Below are 23,931 nucleotides of genomic sequence, written 5' to 3'. Positions count from 1 at the left end.
ACAGCCTAAGTTCATCTGATTGCACCAAATTAACCTGATAATCAAAAAAATGCCAAAATTCTACAAGAGCTCGATGACCTAACGAATAGGAAACCAGTCAATGCGTTGCTGAGTTAGCGCTTTATCTGTTGTATCAGCAAACCAATCACAATCATGACCAAGCCAATCAGCGTTGATACATGTATTTGTTCGCCAATTATATAGGCGAGTAAAACTAGGGAAATGAAAGGTGAAATAAAAATCAGGTTACTGATTCTAGCGGTATTTTGGGTGGATTTAAGAGCTGATACCCACAATACAAACGTTATCCCCATCTCAAATAAGCCAACATAAGAGACGGCTAACCATCCTTTAATGCTGATATCCCATGATGACTGCTCAAAAAAACACATCGCAATGGCAAAGGGTAAAGCAACCACAAACCCCAAAAACACACCAATAATAGGATCTGCCTTGTTTTTAGTGTTAAGGATCCAATAACCAGCCCAAAGTAAAGTCGAAAACAAGGCAAGAGCGACCCCTAAAGGGTTATCAAAATCTAACGCTAGTACATCACCTTTGGTGGCAATAACGACCACACCTACATAACCTAAAGTACAGGCTATCCAGTCTTGTTTTTTGATTTTTTGACCAAGAAATATGGCTGCCATTAAAGTAAGTGTAATGGCCCAACTGTAGTTTAACGGTTGAGCTTGTGAAGCTGGCAGTAATTCATAAGCTTTAAAGAGGATAAGATAATAAGCGAACGGATTGATCAGTCCAAGTATTAAAAAATAGCCCGGGTTTGCATAAAATGTGCGGGTAATTTGAGCGGTTTTGCCCTGATAACAACAGAGTAAAAATAGGGCAATTGCTGAAACCATACTTGCAACAGTCAACATTTGTATCGGGCTGAATTCTTGTAGCGTTATTTTGAAAGCTGTGGCTACCGTAGACCAAAGCAATACTGCAGCCATTCCAAAGCCCAAAGCGCGACGTTCATTAATCATAGTGTTTTTATTTAGTCTTATTAGATGCTAGATACTATCACTCCTAGGAACGAGCATGAAAGACTTGAATGATAGAAGATATACGAACTATTTCCTGATGGACTGACTATTTTAATAACGGACAGGTTATTGCTGTAATGGACTGGACATTTATCCAGTGCACACTTACCATTTGCGCAGTATTCAAAGAACTAAGATAGCCCTCATGCAGTGGATTATAGAAAACCAACAACTTGTTATTGCCATCCTATCCAGCGGTATTATATCGGCTTTTGTAGTCGGTTGGTGGATAAAACAAAAAACTCAATTTCAAATGCAGCTTTTAAAGCAAGAAGCGGAAGCACAACAACAAGTGCTGCAAATAAAAAATGAGCAACTGCAATTAACCATAGAACAATTGCAACTAACCATAGAGCAAGCTCAATCAGAATTAGATAAACTCGATATTGAACGAGATAAAGTTTCCTATGAGTTAAAGCAAACCCATGGTCAGTTAATGGCTGCAACCGAAAATTTAAGTCATTTTGAAAGCGTTAAAAAAGAGAGTTTGCGTTATTCTCAGTTACTCGAATTAGCAAGAGAAGAAATATCGCAAAGAAAAGCAGAACAACGAGAACAGCAAGCAAGACATCAAGCTGAACTCAAGGCAAATAATGACAAAGTCGAGTTATTGGAAAAAGCCGAACAGCGTTTGAAGCAGGAATTTGAGCAGTTAGCGAATAACCTTTTCGATATTAAAACTGCTCGAGTTGATCAACAAAACAAACAGAGTTTAGAAGGGTTGCTCAGCCCGTTGAAAGAGCAATTAGAAGGGTTTAAAAAGCAAGTTTCCGACAGTTATGGTGAGGAAGCCAAAGAACGTCATACCTTAGTACACGAAATCAAAAACCTACAAAAACTTAATCAACAAATGAGTAAAGATACGGTTAATTTAACTCAAGCATTAAAAGGCGACAATAAGCAACAGGGCAACTGGGGTGAAGTTGTGTTAGCCCGAGTGCTTGCGGAATCCGGTTTGCGAGAAGGCCACGAATATCAAACTCAAGTAAACTTGCAAAATGAAGCGGGTAAACGCTATCAACCCGATGTCATTGTTCATTTACCTCAAGACAAACAGGTGGTGGTGGATTCTAAAATGACGCTCGTTGCTTATGAACGCTACTTTAATGCGGAATCGGAACAAGAAAAAGAGCAATCATTAAACCAACATTTAGTGGCAATGCGAGCCCATATAAAAGGGTTAAGCCTTAAAGATTACCAACAGTTGAAAGGCATACAAAGCCTCGATTATGTCCTAATGTTTATTCCGATTGAATCTGCTTTCCAACTTGCAATAGAAGCCGATCCCAGCCTAGTGAAAGATGCAATGGAAAAGAATATCATTGTAGTCAGTCCGACCACCTTGATGGTGGCATTGAGAACAATTGATAACCTTTGGCGCAATGAAAGGCAAAATCAAAATGCGAAAGTAATCGCAGAAAGAGCAAGTAAACTGTACGACAAGTTACGACTTTTCCTTACGGATATGGATTCTTTAGGTCAATCATTAGACAGAGCAAACCAGAACTATCAGGGAGCCATGAATAAACTGGCGACCGGTCGGGGCAATGTGATCAGACAAGCAGAAAGTTTTAAAGATTTGGGAGTGGAAGTGAAACGACCGATTCCAACCAGTATTACTGAGCTCACGCAAAATAGCTTAACGGAAGAAACGGCAAAAGAAAGACATCAGGCAGAGGATAAAGTAAACTAATTATCCGCAATTCCTACAGGTTTGTTATACGGTAAACTGAGTGGTTGTACTGTACTTAGTTAAAAAATTGAACAATATAAAGCATCAAACTGGTTGTTAAGGTATTGCCAAAGAGGGAAAAATGACAGATTTTAGTGTAAATGATGATTCGGCAGTACCGTCGGATGAAACAACACATTTTGGTTTTCAAACAGTAGCAAAAGAAGAAAAAGTCGCCAAAGTAGCGGAAGTATTTCATTCTGTCGCCACCAAATACGACATTATGAATGATCTTATGTCGGTAGGTGTTCATCGTATCTGGAAGCGATTTACTATTGATTGTAGCGGCGCTAGAGCAGGGCAGAAAATTTTAGATCTTGGTGGTGGCACGGGCGACTTAACGGCAAAGTTTTCCAGAATAGTTGGAGACAAAGGTCATGTTGTGCTTGCTGATATCAACAACTCTATGTTGAATGTTGGTCGAGATAAACTGCGTGATATCGGCATTGTAGGCAACGTTCATTATGTACAAGCTAATGCAGAAGAGCTACCTTTTCCAGACAACTATTTTGATTGTATAACCATCAGTTTTTGCTTAAGAAATGTTACCGACAAAAATAAAGCATTGCGTTCTATGTTCCGAGTTCTTAAGCCTGGTGGACGTTTGTTGGTATTAGAATTTTCTAAACCGATACTCGATCCTTTGTCTAAAATCTATGATGCCTACTCATTTCACTTATTACCTAAAATGGGTCAATTGATTGCAAATGATTCAGAAAGTTATCGTTACTTGGCTGAATCTATTCGTATGCATCCAGATCAAGATACACTTAAAGGCATGATGGAAGACGCTGGGTTTGAAAGTACCAGCTACCACAATTTAACCGGTGGTATCGTTGCGTTACACCGTGGTTATAAATTCTAAGGTGGATAATAAATGCTTGAGCTAGGTTTGGCTGATCAAATTGCGACTGCTGCAATTGAAACGGCAATAAACACATTGATCAAAGACAACCCCGAGCACGGACGACGTTTAAATCGTCTAAAAGGGCAAGTGTTACAAATAAACCTTATCGAATTAAATAGAACGCTCACGTTTATATTCAGCCAACAAGTGGATGTATTGGCTCAATATGAAGGTACCACAGACTGCTATCTTTCATTGCATTTAGCCGTGTTGCCTCAACTGAAAGACCAAAACAATATTACGCGCTTAATTAAGCAAGAGAAATTGCAGCTTGAAGGGAGCCTTAAACTGGCTCAACAGTTTTCTCAATTAATGCAAGATTGTAAGCCTGATATTGAAGAATGGCTTTCCAGAGGGACTGGCGATGTTGTCGCTCATACTATCGTGCAAGGCGCTAAAGATACCAATGGTTGGATTAAAAATCGAATGATGAAGCAGCAAAATCGTTTGGCTCAAGTGTTAACCGAAGAATGGAAAGTTGCACCAGGGCCTCTTGAAGTTGCCTATTTTTGCGATCAGGTTTCAGATATTAACGCGGATATCAAAGCGATAGAAAAGCGATTGGCTAACTTGTTGGAGAGAGCATGAAACCAGCAGAACTGCGCCGCCTATACCATATTCTAAAAGTTCAACTAGAGTATGGTTTAGATGAATTAATACCAGAACACGATTTAACAAAAAAACCCTTACTTGCCCGTAAAGCTTTATTTTGGATAAAAAACAAACATAAAGATAAAGAGCTAGGTGTTAGGTTACGTTTAGCTCTGCAAGAATTGGGTCCTGTATGGATCAAGTTTGGACAGATGATGTCTACTCGACGTGATCTTTTTCCGCCGTACTTAGCCGACCAATTAGCGTTACTGCAAGATAGAGTGGCTCCTTTCGATGGCCAGCAAGCCAAAAATGAAATAGAAAAAGCACTGGGCGGACCTTTAGAAAATTGGTTTACCGATTTTGATATTGAGCCATTAGCTTCCGCATCTATCGCCCAAGTTCATACTGCAAAGTTAAAAAGTAACGCTCGAGAAATCGTTCTTAAAATCATTCGTCCTGATATTCGTCCCGTTATTGAATCCGACATTAAGTTAATGTTTCGAATGGCTAAAATCGTTGCCAATACTGCTCCAGAAGCAAAACGGCTGAAACCGGTTGAAGTGGTTCGTGAATATGAAAAAACGTTAATTGATGAGCTTGACCTTCGTCGAGAAGCCGCTAATGCCATTCAATTACGACGTAATTTTGAAGGCAGTGAAGAGCTGTATGTTCCTGAGGTAGTGACCGATTTTAGCAGTGAAGCGTTGATGGTGTCGGAACGTATTTATGGAATCCAAGTATCTGATATTGATGGGTTGGTTGCCAATAATACTAATATGCAGTTATTAGCTGAGCGTGGTGTTAGTGTCTTCTTTACCCAAGTTTTTCGGGATAGTTTCTTTCATGCAGATATGCATCCCGGTAATGTTTTTGTTAATCCCGATCACCCAGATAATCCTCAGTGGATAGGGCTCGACTGCGGTATTGTCGGTACGCTTAACAGCGAAGATAAGCGCTACCTTGCTGAAAACTTTTTAGCCTTTTTTAATCGAGATTATCAAAAAGTCGCACAACTTCATGTTGATTCGGGTTGGGTTCCAGCAGATACCAATATAAAAGAATTTGAATTTGCTATTCGAATTGTATGTGAACCCATTTTTGCCAAACCTTTATGTGAGATTTCTTTTGGTCATGTATTACTTAATTTATTCAATACAGCGCGTCGTTTTAATATGGAAGTGCAACCGCAATTAGTTTTGTTGCAAAAAACATTACTTTACGTGGAAGGGTTAGGGCGACAGCTTTATCCACAGCTTGATTTATGGAAAACAGCGAAACCATTTTTAGAGAAATGGATGGCGAATCAGGTCGGCCCTCAAGCCGTAATTAATGCGATTAAAGACAAAGCCCCTTTTTGGGCTGAGCGATTACCTGAGTTACCCGAACTACTTTACGATGGTTTGAAACAGAGTCGAGAAATGAACCAGAAAATGGAGCAACTCTATTCTGGTTACAAGTTAACAAAACAGCAACATGCAAAAGGTAAACTATTATTTGGTGCGGGGGCGACCATGGTGGTTTGCTCGACTATTTTATTATTAGGTCCTCACTGCACTCTGGCAATGGTTGCTGGTTCGTCCGGTCTTATTTGTTGGGGACTGAGTTGGTATGTTTATAGTAAATAATTTTAGCGTTATTTGAAATCCTACTTAGGAATAGGTAGTCGCGTAGTAGATGTCACATTTTGCTTGCTTAATTGGCGTGTACGCGGTAAATAACAAGTACACTGGCAAACTTATTTATAGTTTATATTTTATATAACCCGAGGTGTTAACAATGGGCGGTATTAGTATTTGGCAACTGCTTATCATAGCAGTTATTGTTGTTTTACTATTTGGAACAAAAAAACTACGCAACATGGGTGGTGACTTAGGTTCTGCAGTAAAAGGTTTTAAAAAAGCCATGAGTGATGAAGACTCGGTAAAAAAAGAAGCAAAAGATGCCGACTTTGAACCACAAAATTTAGAGCAAAAGTCAGCTCAAGCTTCTACTGAAGAAGTTAAAAAAGACAAAGAGAAGGCTTAATCTGTGTTTGATATCGGTTTTTGGGAACTGGTATTAATATCTGTTGTAGGCTTAGTAGTGCTTGGCCCAGAAAGGTTACCTGTTGCTATACGTAGTATTTCTAAATTTATGAATAGCGCAAAGGCCATGGCGAATGGAGTAAAAGACGAACTTACCCATGAGCTAAAAATTCAAGAACTACAAGATAACCTAAAAAAAGCTGAGAAAATGGGGATGGAAGAATTGGCCCCAGATCTTAAAGCTTCCGTTGAAGAATTAAAGAAAGCGGCAGCAGATGTTCAAAGACCTTATGCGAAAGAGTCAAAATCAACGGATGCAGTTGAGCAACCTGAACAGGTTGAACCTGCAAAAAGTGATGCTGGCTCAGAAGCAAAAAAACTGGATTAATCAGTTTATGATTTATTCGGTATTATTTTGATTGAGCTGCTATTACAAGCAGCTCTTTCTGTTTTTTAAATTTAGAGGTTCATTATGGCGTCAGCTGAACAAACCCAACCTTTGATTAGCCATTTACTCGAGCTGAGAAACCGCCTATTAAGAGCGATGTTAGCGGTTATTATTGTGTTCGTTGGCTTGATCTATTTTGCTAACGATATTTATGAGTTTGTCTCATCACCGTTAGTCGATCGTTTGCCTGAAGGGGCAACGATGATCGCAACTGACGTAGCATCTCCGTTCTTTACACCATTAAAATTGACGTTAATAGCCTCTATTTTTATTGCTGTGCCTTTTATTCTTTACCAAGTATGGGCCTTTGTCGCGCCGGGTTTGTATAAACACGAACGCAAACTGATTATGCCGCTGCTGTTTTCAAGCTCTTTGCTTTTTTATTGTGGTGTTGCATTTGCTTACTATGTTGTCTTTCCACTGGTGTTTAGTTTTTTTACCGCTATATCATTAGGTGGGGTCGAGTTCGCAACGGATATCTCTAGTTACCTAGATTTTGTTTTAGCACTCTTCCTTGCTTTTGGCATCGCATTTGAAGTTCCCGTGGCTATTATTTTGTTATGCTGGACTGGTGCAACGGATCCAAAGAGCCTTGCAGAAAAACGTCCTTATATCGTTGTTGCCGCCTTTATTGTTGGCATGATGCTAACACCACCAGATATGATTTCTCAAACTCTGTTGGCGATACCTATGTGTATCTTATTTGAAATCGGACTGTTCTTTGCTCGCTTCTATATCAGAAAAGAGACAGACGAGAGCTCAGAAAATCAGGCTACAGAAGAAAAAAGTTAATCACCGAACTCGGCTAAGCATCAGAAGTTAATTTAAATAGCTTTTGCGCATTGTAAGTGGTGAGGTTGTCGACTTCCGAAAGACTGATATTTCTTAATTCAGCGATTCTCTTAGCAACCAGTTCCGTATAAGACGGTTCATTGCGTTTACCGCGATGCGGAACAGGTGCAAGGTATGGGCAATCAGTCTCTAGGAGCACATAATCTAGATCTAGAGAGGGAATAACTTTATCCATTCCACCGTTTTTAAACGTTGAAACACCGCCTAAACCTAAGTGGAACCCTAAGTCATTAATAGCTTTTGCTTGCTCAACACTACCACCAAAACAGTGAAATACACCAGATAAAGAACCGTCTTGCTGTTGCTTTAATAGCTTTAGTGTTTCTTCTATTGAATCTCTAGTATGAATCACCACAGGTAACTTCATTTCTTTTGCCCAAGCTAACTGAGTAACAAAAGCATATTCTTGTTGTGTGCGATACGTTTTATCCCAATAAAGGTCAATGCCAATTTCACCCACCGCAATAAAGTTATGTTTGGCAAACCATGAATAAATTGTTTCCAGTGTTTGCTTAACATCATTGTCTACATAACAAGGATGCAGTCCCATCATTGAGCGACAAATAGTTGGATATTGGGCTTCAGTTTTTAGCATCGGAGCAATAGAGTTAAGGTCGATATTTGGTAACAAAATCGTATTTATACCGCAACTTATCGCCCGTTGAACAACTTCGTCCCTGTCGTTATCAAATTCAGTTGCGTAAATATGAGCATGAGTATCTATCATTGTTTTCTCTTTGATTGGTGACTATTCAACTAATACTGGTGAAGTATATATGGAATTTGTGCTTTAGAGATAATTTCTACCTTATTATCACTTCAATCAAATATCGACAGTGATATGATGTGTTCGTGAACCAAATTATAACGACAGAATAGAAGGCAAGGAGAATCAGGTGTCCATTTCTATAAAAGGTGAATTCCCATTACGCCGCATGCGTCGTATGCGTAAGCATGATTTTAGCCGTCGCTTAATGGCGGAAAATCAAATCAGTGCCAGTGACCTTATTTATCCAATGTTTATTCTTATGGGTAAAAACCGACGAGAAGCTGTCGACTCTATGCCAGGAGTGGAACGGTTATCAATTGATTTAATGCTGGAAGAAGCTCAACTGTTGGCTAAATTAGGCGTGCCTGCAATTGCTCTATTTCCTGTCGTAAATCAAGATGTAAAAAGTTTATGTGCTCAAGAAGCTTACAACCCAGAAGGTTTGGCTCAACGAGCCGTTAGAGCATTAAAAGAACATGTGCCTGAAATTGGTGTTATTACTGACGTTGCGCTTGACCCATTCACGACTCATGGCCAAGACGGCATTATTGACGAGACCGGTTATGTAATGAATGAAGCAACGACAGAGGTTCTTATCAAGCAAGCCTTGTCGCATGCTGAAGCTGGTGCTGATGTTGTCGCGCCATCCGATATGATGGATGGACGTATTGGTTGTATTCGAGAAGCGTTAGAAGAAGCAGGTTATATTCATACTCAAATAATGGCTTATTCAGCAAAATACGCTTCAAATTATTATGGCCCATTTAGAGATGCGGTTGGTTCGGCATCTAACCTCAAAGGTGGCGATAAAAAAAATTACCAAATGGATCCTGCTAATAGTGATGAAGCACTTCACGAAGTTGCCATGGATATCAATGAAGGTGCCGATATGGTGATGGTGAAACCAGGTATGCCGTATTTAGATGTTGTTCGTCGAGTAAAATCAGAGCTTCAAGTTCCTACTTTTGCTTATCAAGTGTCTGGCGAGTACGCCATGCATAAAGCGGCGATTCAAAATGGTTGGTTAAAAGAGCGTGAGACAGTAATGGAATCTTTATTGTGCTTTAAACGTGCCGGTGCAGACGGTATCTTGACCTATTTTGCTAAAGACGTTGCTCTCTGGTTAGCTGAAGAGGGCAACAAAGTAGTAATAAACACCAATGAATAGCTGAATCTGCGACTCTGATCGCCTAATTTAAAAGTTAATTGAGAATTATTATCAAATAATAGTTGCATTATAAATGAGAATGGTTATTATTACGGTGTCTTCAGGGGGAAATTCAAATTCGATAACTTTTTTGAATTTTGTCTCTAAATGACACGACATTGCTCACAATGCTTCCAGTGAATTAAGCTTCTAGGTTAAATAGAATGCGATTTTATTTATACCAATTATGCTAGGCGACATCTTTTGATGTCGCTTTCTTTTTTTTAAATCCATATAACCATTCCCTTCTATATTACAATCAATAGAAAGTAACTAACTGTTTACATATTAATATCTTTTCCACAATTGAAGATCATTTTGTGATCTTGGTTGTTATTAAGTTAATTTCATTATCTTATTGATTTTTATAGTTTTAGTATTTTGATTTTTTGTTTTTACACTGTTTGTTATTTATTCGATCATAAATTACAAACAGACTTATCCACAGAGTGAAGTAAGGTTTTTGATTAATATAGGTTTAATTCCATCTCTTATCTGAATGGATAATAAAGGGAGTTCGTGGCATTCTAAGCGGATAATTTTCTTTGTTTGGATAACAATACTTATGCCTAGCATCCCTGAAAACCCGTTAATCCTAATAGATGGGTCTTCCTATCTTTATCGTGCGTTTCACGCCTACCCTGATTCTATGAGTAATGGTGATATACCAACTAACGCTGTTTATGGCGTGGTAAATATGTTGCGTAGCATGATGCGTCAATTTTCTTCCGACAAAATGGCAGTTATATTTGATGCGAAAGGAAAAACGTTCCGTGATGATTTGTATCCAGAATACAAAGCAAATCGACCGTCTATGCCCGATGAATTACGCTGCCAAATTGAACCCTTATATGATGTGATAAGAGCGATGGGGTTACCATTAATTTCTATTCCAGGTGTTGAAGCGGATGATGTCATTGGTACGTTATCCTCACAAGCTTCTAAAGCTGGTATGCCGGTTCTGATTAGTACCGGGGATAAAGATATGGCACAGCTTGTGGATGATAATGTCACTTTGATTAATACCATGACCAATGTGGTAATGGACAGGGAAGGGGTTATTGAAAAATTTGGCATTCCTCCAGAGTTAATTATCGACTATTTGGCACTTATGGGTGATAAAGTGGATAACATTCCAGGTGTTCCAGGGGTAGGTGATAAAACAGCAACAGCCTTGCTACAGGGCATTGGTAGCATAGAAAAAATATACAATAATTTAGATGATATTGCTGCGTTAGGGTTCCGTGGTTCAAAAACCATGGCAAAGAAATTGATTGATAATAAATCTAATGCATATATGTCCTATGAGTTGGCAACCATTAAATTGGACGTAGAACTCGAACAAACCCCAGATGCATTAATCAAGCAGCAACCTGACAAAGATGCCTTAATAGAGTTGTATGGAAAGCTTGTTTTTAAATCCTGGCTCAATGAATTATTGGAAGGCGGAACCGGTGCAATAGAGGCTGATGATAAATCTGGCCGTGTCGTTAGCTCATCTTCTATTACTGCTGCTGATACTACCGTTATTGATAGCTGCGCTGTGAAAATCGATCGTGATAAATATGAAACGATTTTAGATGAAGAACATTTTGAACGTTGGTTAACAAAATTAACTGAGTGTGATTTATTTGCTTTTGATACTGAAACTGACAGTTTAGATTATATGGTAGCTAATCTTGTTGGTGTCTCTTTTGCTGTTGAAGAAGGTGTTGCTGCTTATGTTCCGGTTGCTCACGATTACATTGGTGCACCTGAGCAGTTAAACCGAGATTGGGTGCTAGAAAAACTAAAACCGATTTTACAAGATGAAAATCAAGCAAAAGTAGGTCAAAATTTAAAATACGATGCTAGTGTATTAGCTCGATATGATATTGAACTGAAAGGCATAAAACACGATACCATGTTAGCGTCATACGTTTATAACAGCGTAGGTGGTAGACATGATATGGATAGTTTGGCACTGCGTTTTTTACAGCATAGCTGTATCTCGTTTGAAGCTATTGCTGGTAAAGGTAAAAAACAACTTACTTTCAATCAAATTGATTTAGAGCAGGCAGCACCATATGCAGCCGAAGATGCAGACGTTACCTTGCGTTTGCACCATCGTTTAAATATCGAAATAGAAAAAGATGAACAGCTAAAATACGTTTATCAACAAATTGAGATGCCGTTAGTACCGATACTTTCTCGTATCGAAAGAACAGGTGTGTTTATCGACGACATGCTTCTTGCTGCACAATCTCAAGAAATTGCACTTCGGTTAGATGAATTAGAAAAAGAGACTTATGAAATTGCTGATCAAGAATTTAATCTAAGCTCGCCCAAGCAACTTCAAGTTATTTTATTTGAAAAAATGGGATTACCAGTTATAAAGAAAACGCCTTCTGGGGCCCCTTCGACTAACGAAGAGGTGTTACAAGAGTTAGCTTTAGATTACCCGTTACCAAAACGTATTTTAGAGTATAGAGGTTTAGCTAAGCTAAAATCGACTTATACCGACAAGCTTCCACGAATGATTAACGCAGAATCTGGGCGTGTCCATACTTCTTATCATCAAGCTGTAACAACCACAGGGCGTTTGTCGTCTACCGATCCTAATTTACAGAATATTCCAATTAGAAATGAAGCAGGTCGCCGTATTCGTCAAGCATTCGTTGCGCCACATAACTGGAAAATTCTCGCAGTCGATTATTCTCAAATTGAGCTTCGTATAATGGCGCATCTTTCTGGTGATCAAGCGCTAATCAATGCTTTTAACAATGGTAAAGACATTCACGCTGCAACGGCGGCTGAATTGATGGGGATTAGTATCGAAGAGGTCACGACAGAACAGCGTCGTAGAGCAAAAGCGATAAACTTTGGTTTAATATACGGAATGAGTGCATTTGGCCTGGCTAAACAGCTTGGTATTCCTCGCCATGAAGCGCAAAGTTATATGGACACCTACTTTGAACGCTACCCTGGTGTTTTGCAGTATATGGAAGATACGCGTTCTAAAGCTTCTGAATTGGGTTATGTAGAAACTATATTTGGTCGCAAACTCTACCTGCCTGAAATTAAGTCTAGAAATGGTATCCGTCGAAAAGCCGCTGAACGGGCAGCGATCAACGCGCCAATGCAAGGTACCGCTGCCGATATAATCAAAAAAGCCATGTTATTGGTCGACGAGTGGATTCAAACCAAAGGTGACGGTAAAGTCCGTTTACTGATGCAAGTACACGATGAACTAGTATTGGAAGTTGAAGAATCAGTTTTAACCGAAATTGAAATAAAAATACAGAAATTGATGGAGTCGGCTGCAGAAATTAATGTTCCTTTAGTTGCTGATACTGGTCATGGAGATAACTGGGATCAAGCGCATTAGATATTTTAAGCCTTAAACGGATTATATTTTAGAGCCAGTACGCAGTTGCTGGCTTTTTTATGTGATGGGATTATGTAACAAGTATAGAAATCTTCATTATATTATTTGTGTACTTTAAAGAAAAAAATATGAAAAAAAATTACAAAAACTATTTCCAAATATGATCATTTGTTGTACAGTATCTCTTGTAGGGTACAGAGGTAAGATGTTCTATCTTTCAGACCTTTTGTTTCACGTTATTGGATTAGGCTAATTCAGCCGCCCCAGTCAGTATTTGACTGGGGCGTTTTTTATTGCCCTAAAGAAAAATCAACGAAATACTTTTAGTTTAACTCATTGTTTTTATTTGTTTTTTAATGGTGATTTTATTTGAGAGTAAAGAATAAGAAGACTGGATGGACTCTAATAGCTTCTAAATCTGAATCAGGTATGTTTTAAAGCGTACGGTTTTCTATATTAAGTCGCTGGGGTGCAATAATTATTCTTAGAAATAAAGTTACATAATTGTTAACTAGTAACATATTTTTCAAATATGCTGTTGGATTAGAAGGCTATTCTAGGTGCTTTATCACTATCAATTTTAGCTAAGTTTCTTACTTACCTATTACTTATCTATTTCTTACCTATATTCTTCCTGCTTCTATTAATGCTATTAAAAAGCCCCACTGAGTAACGTGGGGTTAAGTGACGGTTACGCTTTATTTTCAGGGGATATGTTTGATATATTATCTATAGTTTGCTCTTGCGTGTTGTGCTCTAATTCGTCAGCGTTTAATATTGCTGGGCTAAACCAGGTGTCGAGCTTTCTACGTAACTGCTCTACACCAATACCTTTTAAAGAAGAAAATAGATCAACGGAAACATCTCCGGCAAAAGAGACAGTATCTCTTTGTATTTTTAGAAGTTGTGCTTTTCGAGCGCCACTTTTTAATTTATCCGCTTTAGTTAGCAAAACTTGAACGGGAATATTGCACTCTACTGCCCAATAGATAAGCTGTTGGTCAAGATCTTTCATCGGGTGACGAATATCCATAAGAACCACGAGACCTTTCAAGGACTCTCGTTTTTGTAGATACTCACCAAGAGATTTTTGCCATTTCTTCTTTAACTCTAGAGGAACTTGCGCAAAGCCATAACCAGGAAGATCGACAATATGGCAGTTCTCTTGAACTTGAAATAAGTTAATGAGCTGCGTACGGCCGGGTGTTTTACTGGTTTTTGCCAAGTTACGTTGGTTCGTCAAGCGGTTAAGTGCGCTAGATTTACCGGCATTAGATCGCCCTGCAAAAGCAATTTCGATACCTTCGTCTTCTGGTAAGTGGCGAATATCGGGGGCACTGGTGATAAAATGCGTGTTTTGATAGTGAATTTTTGCGCTCAATGTTAACTCCATCTGACTTTATGTGGTCAGTTGATTGCTTTTTTGTTAAATTGTGTAAAATAACCGTAAGAGTATAATAAAGTCGTATATTGTAACACGTCATATATAAAAAAACGTGGTACTGGAAGCCTAGGTTTGTTTTTTTATTCGGTTACTCAAGCATGAAAAAGAAACAGAGCCTCATAATTATAATGGAATGTCATGAATAAATTAGCACTAATTTTGGGGCTGTTTGCCAGCTTCACTGTTTGGGCCCAAGGTAATGTTGAAGCTGGTAAAGCTAAATCAGCAACTTGTGTTGCTTGTCACTCTACCGACGGGAATAGTCTCATTACTCAGTATCCAAAAATTGCAGGTCAGCATGCAAAGTATATAGAAAAACAGCTTGCTGAACTTAAGCTTGGTATTGAAACATCTGGTGAAAAAGGTCGTTATGATCCAGTAATGAGTCCAATGGCGATGTCTCTTTCTGAGCAAGATATGATGGATCTAGCTGCGTATTACTCATCTTTACCTATTTCTGATAATTCAACACCAGAAGACGTTGTAGACGAAGGTAAAGTACTCTATCTTGCAGGTGATGCTGAACGTGGCTTAACGGCTTGTGTTGCGTGTCATGGACCGAGAGGTAATGGAACCGAGTTATCTGGTTTCCCTAAAATCTCTGGACAACATGCGGATTATATTAAAATCCAATTAACCAAATTTAAAGCGGGCGAGCGTCAAAACGATCTCAATGAGATGATGCGTGATGTAGCAATGAAGCTAACAGATGCTGAAATTGATACATTATCTAAATATGTTGGTGGTTTACACTAACACTCTGTCGTCCCTCTCTTCTTATACTCGATGTTTCCTTAGCGACATAACTTATTCAAGTTTATGTCGCTAAGTCATTTATGAGATCTATATCAACTAAGTATCAACAGCCAGTTAGCGCATTTTTCTTATCTCTTTGTGAGAGATTGACCCGTTTTATTAATTGCTCATTTGTTAAGTTATTGAATTAGTTTCTGGTTTAAATGAAGTGGCGTAATTAACCCGGTTTTTTATTATCAGTGCTTGTTCGAAAATTCTTTTGGCGTAAATTATTTGTCAAGCAAGAGGCGAAAACGGATCGGATTGGCCATTGATGGCTAGCATGGATGTTGCTCTTGGAGCAAGGATTCTCAAGGTGAGATAAAGGAAGTAACATAAACAAGAAGTTTGTGTGATAAGGATGGTCTTTGACTAAAAGGAATTAGTAGGTAACGGATCAGGCTTAGGATGAGCCCAGTAGTAGGATGCGATAAAGGACGTGAAAAAATGATTAGGATTATCACTAACTAAAATTAGCAAGGAAAGCTTTAATAACAGATGGATTATTGTGTTTGTTAGTATTGGCTACACACCTTTTTGCCATTAATTGGCCACCTTTTCTGAGCGACAGATTATTCTGTCGCTTTTTTTATATCTCTGTAGAAATAAGCTCCACTATTTGACCTAATTCTGGTATGTTTCGCATCCCAATATGAGGATGACTTTATGCAGCCGTGTCCTTTGTGTGAAGACGCAAATTCTAAGCATTACCATAAAGATACAAAGCGAGATTACTTTCAGTGTGATCGTTGTAAGCTTGTTTTTGTACCAATGGATCAGCGTTTGGATAGTGATGCAGAGAAACTGATCTATGATTTACATGAGAACAGTCCTTCAGATGAAGGGTATAGACGATTTCTTTCACGGTTTTCAGTACCTTTGAGCGAACGATTAAGTCCAAAATCTAGTGGATTAGATTTTGGCTGTGGTCCCGGACCGGCTTTGTCTATGATTTTACAAGAATCTGGGTACAATATGAGCCTATACGATATCTATTATTATCCTGATAGAGAGGCCCTCAAAAAAACCTATGATTTTTTAACGGCGACCGAAGTGATAGAACACCTCTATTATCCAAATATTGTGTGGCAGGATTGGTTAAATTTAGTTAAGCCAAGTGGCTGGATTGGTATTATGACCAAGCTAGTTGTAGACGTAGAAGCGTTTTCAAAATGGCATTATAAAAACGACCTCACCCACGTCTGTTTTTATAGTCGAGCAACTTTTCAGTACTTGGCCGAACGGGATAAGCTCCAACTTGAATTTGTTGGGAATGATGTAATTTTACTGAGGAAACTCCAGTAATGAGTAGAAATAAAAAATCAAGAAAACCTGGTTCTTCTGGTGAAGTCGATGTCATCGTAACGAGAAATCGTAGTGAAGCAGATGTAGAAGGTCGTTTACGTAAGCGATTGAAAAAGCGTAAGGGTTTAAAAACCGGCAACCGTAATGCTGAATCTTCAGAAACAAAACAAAGAACAGCAGCACAGAAGAAAGATCCACGTTTAGGTAGTAAGAAAAAAATACCGTTAATTGTGGAAGCGAAGAAAAAATCAACCAAACAAGAACGCCGTATATCAGCTGAAAATGAGCTTGAAATGCTTGAAAATGATGCGCAATTGAATGTGTTATTGGATCGCATTGAAGCAGGTGAGAAGCTAGGTGCAGGTTTACAAAGTTATGTGGATGAAAAATTAGATCGTATTGAAAGATTGATGAATCAACTTGGTTTGATGACACCTGAAGACGTTCCGGAAGAGCCACAGGAGCAAGAAGAGACTATTGCCGAGCCAGTTGTACGCAAAGTGAAAAAAGCACCGAGTAGTGATGAAGAGTTACTGTCTCAGTTTGAAGATTTAAATTTAGATGACTTTAAAGGATAAAAGAATATGAGCGTAACAATAATGGTCATTATTGGTGGGCTAATTATTCTTGGGTTAATATCCTATGCGGCTTACTTGTGGTTACAAGTAAGCAAGCAAAAACAGCAGCAAAGCAACGCAAAAAATAAGGCTATTTCAAAAAGAAATGGCAATATTTTCGATAGCGTAAATACGCTTTGTTTAGCTGGCATTCAAGGCCAATGTGATTTATCAGAAATTAGTATTCGAGTGTTCTGTATTCTAGATTATGTACAGGGAGAACAAAGAATAGACGTGCAAAAAGAGTATCCTGCTCTGTTTGAGTTGTATGATATTGTCAAAGATATGGCACGTGGTGAGGCGAGACAGAAACTTGCTAAACAAGATCGCATGCGACAAACGCTTGAACGTCAGAAAGCAGAAGCGCGTTTGAATGATGAAGTAGTCAAAAACCTACAAAAACTACAAGATCAAATTAAGCCTTTAAGTGTATCATCGACAAGCTCTGATACTGCTAATGCGTAGGTTTTATTTGTTTCTCTTCTTTCTAACTAAAAAGAGTAAGTGATCCTGTTATCAGTTCTGAACATTTCTTCTGCAAATTAACGGTTGTCTATCTCTGTCTGTAATAGTGGTATGGCAGAATACAAACTCTTACGTGTGAAAATAAAAAATAATGGAACGCAATATTATGTCTAGTGAACAAATAGTTTGGGATCAAGCAGTATTAGATAAGTATAACTATTCGGGACCAAGATATACTTCTTATCCAACGGCTTTAGAATTCCATGAAGCCTTCACTATTGCAGAGTTGGATATGGCTTGTCGTCAGTATCCAGAACGTCCATTATCACTGTATATTCATATTCCTTTTTGTCATAAGCTTTGTTATTACTGTGGTTGCAATAAAGTAATTACTCGTCATTTGCACAAAGCTGATGAGTATTTAGATGCAATTGAACATGAAATTCGCCAACGTGCTTTTTTATTGAATGAACGTCGAGTGACTCAACTTCATTTCGGCGGCGGTACGCCGACATTTTTAAGTAAAGAGCAAATGAGCCGTTTAATGGCGATTGTACGCAGTGAATTTAATTTCGAACCTGATTCAGAAATAAGTATCGAAGTCGATCCACGCGAGATTGAATTGGATATGCTCGATCATCTACGCGGTGAAGGGTTTAATCGTTTAAGCATTGGCGTTCAAGATTTTAATAAAGACGTGCAGAAAGTCGTTAATCGTGAGCAAGATGAAGCGTTTATTTTTGCTATGGTGGAACGAGCAAAAAACTTAGGATTTCGATCCACAAACTTAGACTTAATTTACGGTTTGCCTTTACAAACAAAAGAATCTTTTGCATTAACTTTGGCTCAAGTGTTAAAAATGAAGCCTGGTAGATTGTCAGTATTTAATTATGCGCACATGCCGAATTTATTTGCAGCTCAACGTAAGATTAAAGATGAATTATTGCCACAAGCTGATGTAAAGATGAGTATTTTGCAAGATACTATTACTACCTTGACTGGGGCTGGTTATCAATTTATCGGTATGGATCATTTTGCCCTTCCTGAAGATGAATTGGCGACAGCACAACGAGAAGGTGTTCTTCATCGCAATTTCCAAGGTTATACAACACAAGGTGAATGTGACTTAGTTGGTTTTGGAGTATCGGCTATCTCGATGATTGGTGATACGTATGCTCAAAACCAAAAAGAACTTAAAAAATATTATGCTCAAGTTGATGAAATGCGTCATGCCTTATGGAAGGGAGTCTCGCTAGACAATGATGATTTAATTCGTCGTGAAGTGATTAAAGCGCTAATTTGTAACTTTAAATTAGACAAACAACAGATTGAGACAATGTTTAATCTTGAATTTAATCATTACTTTGCCGAGGATTTAACGTTACTACAAACCTTTATTGATGATGAATTGGTCTCGGTGTCTGAGCATGAAATTAAAGTGACGGCGAGAGGTAGGTTGCTGATCCGCAATATTTGCATGTGTTTTGATAAATATTTGCGCGATAGAGCAAGACAACAACAGTTTTCTCGAGTGATATAAACTCGTTTGACCAGAGATGCATCGAACGGTTAGGCTATTAAGCGAGCTCTTAGCACATTAGTTTACTTCTAAAAAATGCAATAAACTAATGTGCATATACAGTATATATGATTAGCTAATATCAAGCTCTTTGAGTTTACGAGTTAAGGTGTTTCTACCCCAACCTAGTACTTTAGCCGCTTCTTGTTTGTGGCCATTAGTATGCTGTAGAGCAGCTTTTAATAAGATACGTTCAAACTCTGGTAATGCATACGATAGCAACTCTGTTTCTCCTGAGTTCAAAGCATTTTGCGCCCATGTTTCTAGTTGAGCCTGCCAACTTCCACTTCCGGATGTACTGGTAATGGTCTTCTCTTCAAGTAGCTCAGTTGGTAAGTCGGAAGGAAGCACTTCACTCCCACTCGCCATAACAGTAAGCCAGCGACATATATTTTCTAACTGCCGAACATTGCCTGGCCAAGCAAGGCGTTTTAATGCTTCTACGGTACTAGAATGTAGCGATTTTATCTCTACGCCTAACTCTTCTGCGGCGCGAACTAAAAAGTGTAGAGTCAGTTTTTCTATATCTTGCTTCCGGTCTCTTAACGCTGGAATTTGAACACGAATGACATTCAATCGGTGAAATAGATCTTCTCGAAAGCCACCTTCATGCACCAATTGTTCTAAATTCTGGTGGGTTGCTGCAACAATACGCACATCAACTTTGATTGCTTGATGTCCTCCGACTCGATAAAATTGACCGTCGGCTAAAACTCGTAATAAGCGCGTTTGTATATCAAGCGGCATATCGCCGATTTCATCTAAAAATAAGGTCCCACCATTCGCTTGCTCAAATCGACCTTGGCGAACATTATTCGCACCAGTAAACGCCCCTTTTTCATGGCCAAACAATTCCGACTCAATTAAATCTTTAGGTATAGCGGCCATATTTAACGCAATAAAGGGTCGTTGTGCTCTAGGGCTATGACGGTGTAATGCATGAGCGACCAATTCTTTACCGGTTCCTGATTCGCCATTAATAAGTACAGAGATAGAAGAGCGAGAAAGCCTACCAATGGCTCTAAACACCTCTTGCATTGCCGGAGCCTCACCAATTATCTCTGGAGTTTCACTGGCAAAAGCATCGTCTGGAGAGGCTTCCTTTTTTTGTTCATGGCTATGAACAATGGCCCGCTCTACCAGAGTAAGCGTTTCATCTATATCGAAGGGTTTAGGCAAGTATTCAAATGCGCCTTTTTGATAGGCATTAACAGCTGCATCTAAGTCAGAATGTGCCGTCATTATAATTACCGGCAAATCAGGATAACGAGAATGGACTTGATTGAGAAGATCGAGTCCATCCATCCCAGGCATGCGAATATCTGAAACTAATACATCGGGTGCTTCTCTTTCCAGAGCCATTAATACACTTTCTGCATCTGCAAATGTTTCACATTTGATGTTTGCTGAAGAGAGCGTTTTTTCCATCACCCAACGAATGGAACTATCGTCATCAACAACCCACACATATCCTTTACTCATATCTAGACTTCCTTTGCCATTATTTACCTTTAGCTTTAAATAGGCAGGTAAATTGTAAATGTTGTACGACCAGGCCAACTTTCAACATCAATTTTTCCGTTGTGTTGGTCGATCAAATTTTGTGAAATAGACAACCCTAAACCAGTACCACCATCTCTACCGCTTACCATCGGGTAGAATAAAGTATCTTGTAATTTTGATGGAATTCCTGGTCCATTATCGATGACTTCAATTCTGGCGGCCAGTTTATGACGATGTCCATGAATATTAGCCTGATGTAGAGTTCTGGTTTTTAATATAATTTTTCCGTCATCTTGATTTTTCATCATCTGTGCCGCGTTACTAACGATATTTAATAATGCTTGTTCTACTTGGTCTTTATCCATTAATAGATCAGGTAAACTTGGGTCATAATCGCGTTCAATAATGATATTAGATTCACTTTCTAATTCGACTAACTGTCGTACTTTTTCTAGTACAACATGGAGGTTTTCTTGTTCTTTTTTCCCAGGCTTTTGCGGGCCAAGTAAGCGATCAACAAGTGCTCTTAAGCGATCGGCTTGCTCTATGATGATTTGGGTATATTCCGTTAGTGACGGATCTGGGAGCATTTTGCCCAATAACTGTGCTGCGCCTCTTAACCCACCTAGCGGATTTTTTATTTCGTGAGCAAGACCTCTAACAAGAAGTTTTGCTGCTTGCTGTTGTGCATGCTGATTCAATTCTTGGCTAAGACGACGCTGTTGACCAATTTTGCGCATCTCTATAAGTAGCATCAATTGCTTGTTCCAGGATAGTGGACTAGCAGTGACCTCTAGTATTAATGGTTTACCTTCAACGATAAAAGTGACATCACTATCCGTCATACTTTGACCACTTTGTAAGGGTTGGGTAAGCAACGCAATATCCATTGATGCATGTTGAATAAGTTGTGACAAAGGTTTATTAATGATCCGCTTGGTACTTTGTGAAAAGAGTTGTTCCGTTGCCGGATTGGCATAGCGTACAACAAGGTTTTCATCCAGCATTAATGTTGCGGTAACAATATTATCCAGTATGGCTGTTGGAAGCTCGGTGGTCACAATTTTTATCCTTACTTTGCTCTATATTTGAATGTTGCACTGTATTGGTGCGACATTGATTTCAGTATGAACCATGAAATGCAAGATACCAAGGCTAGTGAAGTAAAAAAGCCTAAAAAATGGTCAGTATATCCATAACTTTGTCGATATTTTGTGGTTCAAAATGTAGATGCACCGTTATGGTTTAAATAATGCAATTATCTTGCCGCTTTGTAGGGCGAGAGAAAACGATAAACGTGCGTTTAACAAAGAGTGCTGTTGTTGTTAGATATTGAGCCGGTGAATGATGTTAATAGCAGAAATAAAAAAACTCGCCATAAGGCGAGTTTTTACAATTACAATTTTACTATTTTTGTATAAAAAGTGTTCTTATACAGAGTAGTAAAGTTCAAACTCAAGTGGGTGAGTTGCCATGTTTACTTTAACAACATCTTCAGATTTAAGAGCGATATAAGAATCGATAAAGTCATCTGAGAACACACCACCAGCGGTTAAGAATTCACGGTCAGCATCTAGCGCTTCAAGTGCTTGCTGTAGTGATTCTGCAACTGTTGGGATTTCTGCTGCTTCTTCTGCTGGAAGATCGTAAAGATCTTTATCCATTGCTTCACCTGGGTGGATCTTGTTCTTAATTCCGTCAAGACCAGCCATTAGCATTGCAGCAAAAGCTAAGTATGGGTTCGCTGTTGGATCACCAAAACGTAGTTCGATACGACGAGCTTTCGGGCTTGGTACTACTGGGATACGGATAGAAGCAGAACGGTTACGTGCTGAATAAGCTAGCATAACTGGTGCTTCAAACCCTGGAACTAGACGTTTGTATGAGTTAGTTGACGCGTTAGCAAATGCGTTAATTGCACGAGCATGTTTGATGATACCACCAATGTAGTAAATCGCCATTTCAGATAGGCCGCCGTACTTGTCGCCAGCAAATAGGTTGACACCGTCTTTTGCTAGAGATTGATGCACGTGCATACCAGAACCGTTATCACCGACTAGTGGCTTAGGCATAAAGGTTGCTGTTTTGCCGTAAGCGTGAGCAACATTATGAACAACATACTTATAGATTTGGATTTCATCTGCTTTAGTTGTTAGCGTATTGAAACGAGTGGCGATTTCGTTTTGACCCGCAGTGGCTACTTCATGGTGATGAGCTTCAACGACTAGCCCCATTTCTTCCATAACTAAACACATAGCAGAACGAATATCTTGAGATGAATCTACAGGTGCTACTGGGAAGTAACCACCTTTAACGCCAGGACGGTGACCTTTGTTGCCATCTTCAAAATCAGCGCCTGTATTCCAGCATGCTTCTACATCATCGATTTTGTAGAAAGAGCCAGACATATCACTATTAAATTTCACATCATCGAATAGGAAGAATTCTGGTTCTGGGCCAATAAGGACAGTATCAGCAACGCCAGTAGCGCGCATGAAGTCTTCAGCACGTTTTGCAATAGAACGTGGATCGCGATCATAACCTTGCATTGTTGCAGGTTCTAAAATGTCACAACGAATATTTAAAGTAGCATCTTCTGTGAATGGGTCTAAAACGGCACTTGATGCATCAGGCATCATTACCATATCTGATTCGTTAATTCCTTTCCAACCAGCTACAGAAGAACCATCAAACATTTTGCCGTCTTCAAAGAAGTCAGCATCTACTTGATGAGATGGAATAGAAATATGCTGTTCTTTACCTTTAGTATCGGTAAAGCGCAGGTCTACAAACTTAACTTCGTTTTCTTGGATCAGTGATAGAACATTTTCTACTGACATCTTGGATAACCTCCAGTGTTATTAATTTGCTACAGTCTCGAGTCTACAATTATTGTTGATTAATTTCTTGGTCTAGATTGAATTAGTCAACAATAAATCTAAAGCTAAAACCGTGCCATATAATTTAATCCTTTATTTTCAAAGGTTTAATCGAGTAAGTGTTTTTTTGGTGCAGCTTTTGCACCATTATGATCCTGACAACGCTCTGTTTTGGTGCGACCAAGGTTTTGATATATGCAGAATCGAATAAACTCTATTCAGCACTTCTGACAGAAAAAAGTCAAACGGATTTTCAAGTGCTGAGGTTAAATCAAGTAATTGTTCATTTATGAGAGTGTAGATACTGTAAAAATGAGCATTTATTGCTTGATTCATCGACAAAAAGTAAAACAATTGTCGATAAAGATCACATTCTTTAGTTTTTTGAGTAAAAA

The 23,931-nt window shown here is 38.8% G+C and carries 20 protein-coding genes; 14 read left to right on the top strand and 6 right to left on the bottom strand.

What is annotated here, in order from left to right:
- Window positions 1-113 precede the first annotated feature (113 nt).
- A complete protein-coding gene (locus ACLKML_RS11630) occupies window positions 114-986 on the bottom strand; it encodes a DMT family transporter (RefSeq protein WP_413285873.1) in 873 nt (290 codons plus the stop codon).
- 208 nt (window positions 987-1,194) lie between these two features.
- Between ACLKML_RS11630 and rmuC the strand changes: the two genes are divergently transcribed.
- The 7 genes from rmuC to tatC all read left to right on the top strand — a co-directional run bounded on the left by rmuC (window position 1,195) and on the right by tatC (window position 7,546).
- Window positions 1,195-2,742 carry a DNA recombination protein RmuC gene (gene rmuC, locus ACLKML_RS11625; protein WP_413285466.1) on the top strand — a complete coding sequence of 516 codons (1,548 nt, stop codon included), beginning with the start codon at window positions 1,195-1,197 and terminating at the stop codon, window positions 2,740-2,742.
- A 121-nt stretch (window positions 2,743-2,863) separates the two neighbouring features.
- Window positions 2,864-3,646 carry a bifunctional demethylmenaquinone methyltransferase/2-methoxy-6-polyprenyl-1,4-benzoquinol methylase UbiE gene (ubiE, locus tag ACLKML_RS11620; protein ID WP_413285465.1) on the top strand — a complete coding sequence of 261 codons (783 nt, stop codon included), beginning with the start codon at window positions 2,864-2,866 and terminating at the stop codon, window positions 3,644-3,646.
- A gap of 12 nt (window positions 3,647-3,658) precedes the next feature.
- Window positions 3,659-4,276, top strand: a complete 618-nt coding sequence (locus tag ACLKML_RS11615) for an SCP2 domain-containing protein (RefSeq protein ID WP_413285464.1) — start codon at window positions 3,659-3,661, stop codon at window positions 4,274-4,276.
- The gene (gene ubiB / locus ACLKML_RS11610) at window positions 4,273-5,907 is read left to right on the top strand and encodes a ubiquinone biosynthesis regulatory protein kinase UbiB (protein WP_413285463.1); all 1,635 of its coding nucleotides are present in this window, start codon (window positions 4,273-4,275) and stop codon (window positions 5,905-5,907) included. Before ACLKML_RS11615 ends, ubiB begins: the two co-directional genes overlap by 4 nt.
- Before the next feature lie 151 nt (window positions 5,908-6,058).
- Window positions 6,059-6,307 (top strand): Sec-independent protein translocase subunit TatA, encoded by a 249-nt coding sequence (gene tatA, locus ACLKML_RS11605; RefSeq protein ID WP_413285462.1) that lies wholly within the window; start codon window positions 6,059-6,061, stop codon window positions 6,305-6,307.
- A 3-nt stretch (window positions 6,308-6,310) separates the two neighbouring features.
- Window positions 6,311-6,694: a Sec-independent protein translocase protein TatB gene (gene tatB / locus ACLKML_RS11600; protein WP_413285461.1), complete on the top strand. Its 384-nt coding sequence runs from the start codon at window positions 6,311-6,313 to the stop codon at window positions 6,692-6,694.
- Between the two features lie 84 nt (window positions 6,695-6,778).
- Window positions 6,779-7,546: a twin-arginine translocase subunit TatC gene (gene tatC, locus ACLKML_RS11595; protein WP_317716474.1), complete on the top strand. Its 768-nt coding sequence runs from the start codon at window positions 6,779-6,781 to the stop codon at window positions 7,544-7,546.
- A 13-nt stretch (window positions 7,547-7,559) separates the two neighbouring features.
- On the opposite strand, the gene ACLKML_RS11590 is transcribed toward tatC, so the two are convergent.
- Window positions 7,560-8,333, bottom strand: coding sequence for a TatD family hydrolase (locus ACLKML_RS11590; RefSeq protein WP_413285460.1), 774 nt, complete (start codon window positions 8,331-8,333; stop codon window positions 7,560-7,562).
- 169 nt (window positions 8,334-8,502) lie between these two features.
- On the opposite strand from ACLKML_RS11590, the gene hemB reads away from it, so the two are divergent.
- On the top strand, window positions 8,503-9,543 hold the full coding sequence (hemB, locus tag ACLKML_RS11585; protein WP_413285459.1) for a porphobilinogen synthase: 1,041 nt from the start codon (window positions 8,503-8,505) through the stop codon (window positions 9,541-9,543).
- Between the two features lie 604 nt (window positions 9,544-10,147).
- A complete protein-coding gene (gene polA, locus ACLKML_RS11580; protein WP_413285458.1) occupies window positions 10,148-12,949 on the top strand; it encodes a DNA polymerase I in 2,802 nt (933 codons plus the stop codon).
- Window positions 12,950-13,640: 691 nt separating this feature from the next.
- Here the strand turns inward: polA and yihA are convergent.
- The gene (gene yihA, locus ACLKML_RS11575; RefSeq protein ID WP_413285457.1) at window positions 13,641-14,330 is read right to left on the bottom strand and encodes a ribosome biogenesis GTP-binding protein YihA/YsxC; all 690 of its coding nucleotides are present in this window, start codon (window positions 14,328-14,330) and stop codon (window positions 13,641-13,643) included.
- 201 nt (window positions 14,331-14,531) lie between these two features.
- Here yihA and ACLKML_RS11570 point away from each other — a divergent pair, with 201 nt between their 5' ends.
- From ACLKML_RS11570 to hemN, 5 genes are all read left to right on the top strand, one after another.
- The gene (locus ACLKML_RS11570; protein ID WP_317716479.1) at window positions 14,532-15,149 is read left to right on the top strand and encodes a c-type cytochrome; all 618 of its coding nucleotides are present in this window, start codon (window positions 14,532-14,534) and stop codon (window positions 15,147-15,149) included.
- Between the two features lie 705 nt (window positions 15,150-15,854).
- Window positions 15,855-16,493 (top strand): class I SAM-dependent methyltransferase, encoded by a 639-nt coding sequence (locus ACLKML_RS11565; RefSeq protein ID WP_413285456.1) that lies wholly within the window; start codon window positions 15,855-15,857, stop codon window positions 16,491-16,493.
- On the top strand, window positions 16,493-17,071 hold the full coding sequence (gene yihI, locus ACLKML_RS11560) for a Der GTPase-activating protein YihI (RefSeq protein WP_413285455.1): 579 nt from the start codon (window positions 16,493-16,495) through the stop codon (window positions 17,069-17,071). The genes ACLKML_RS11565 and yihI overlap by 1 nt, the downstream gene beginning before the upstream one ends.
- 6 nt (window positions 17,072-17,077) lie before the next feature.
- Window positions 17,078-17,575 (top strand): DUF2489 domain-containing protein, encoded by a 498-nt coding sequence (locus ACLKML_RS11555; protein WP_413285454.1) that lies wholly within the window; start codon window positions 17,078-17,080, stop codon window positions 17,573-17,575.
- Window positions 17,576-17,741: 166 nt separating this feature from the next.
- Entirely contained in the window at window positions 17,742-19,115 is a 1,374-nt protein-coding gene (hemN, locus tag ACLKML_RS11550) for an oxygen-independent coproporphyrinogen III oxidase (RefSeq protein ID WP_413285453.1), read from the top strand.
- A gap of 111 nt (window positions 19,116-19,226) precedes the next feature.
- Here hemN and glnG read toward each other — a convergent pair whose 3' ends face one another.
- From glnG to glnA, 3 genes are all read right to left on the bottom strand, one after another.
- Entirely contained in the window at window positions 19,227-20,636 is a 1,410-nt protein-coding gene (glnG, locus tag ACLKML_RS11545) for a nitrogen regulation protein NR(I) (protein ID WP_413285452.1), read from the bottom strand.
- A 35-nt stretch (window positions 20,637-20,671) separates the two neighbouring features.
- Window positions 20,672-21,718 (bottom strand): nitrogen regulation protein NR(II), encoded by a 1,047-nt coding sequence (gene glnL / locus ACLKML_RS11540; protein ID WP_413285451.1) that lies wholly within the window; start codon window positions 21,716-21,718, stop codon window positions 20,672-20,674.
- A 369-nt stretch (window positions 21,719-22,087) separates the two neighbouring features.
- The gene (gene glnA, locus ACLKML_RS11535; RefSeq protein ID WP_413285450.1) at window positions 22,088-23,497 is read right to left on the bottom strand and encodes a glutamate--ammonia ligase; all 1,410 of its coding nucleotides are present in this window, start codon (window positions 23,495-23,497) and stop codon (window positions 22,088-22,090) included.
- Between the last annotated feature and the right edge of the window lie 434 nt (window positions 23,498-23,931).

The sequence above is a fragment of the Vibrio sp. MA40-2 genome (assembly GCF_047302445.1).
In the GTDB taxonomy this organism is placed as follows: domain Bacteria; phylum Pseudomonadota; class Gammaproteobacteria; order Enterobacterales; family Vibrionaceae; genus Vibrio.
Note: the sequence above shows the minus strand (reverse complement) of the source record. Positions and strands in the feature narration are given on the sequence as shown.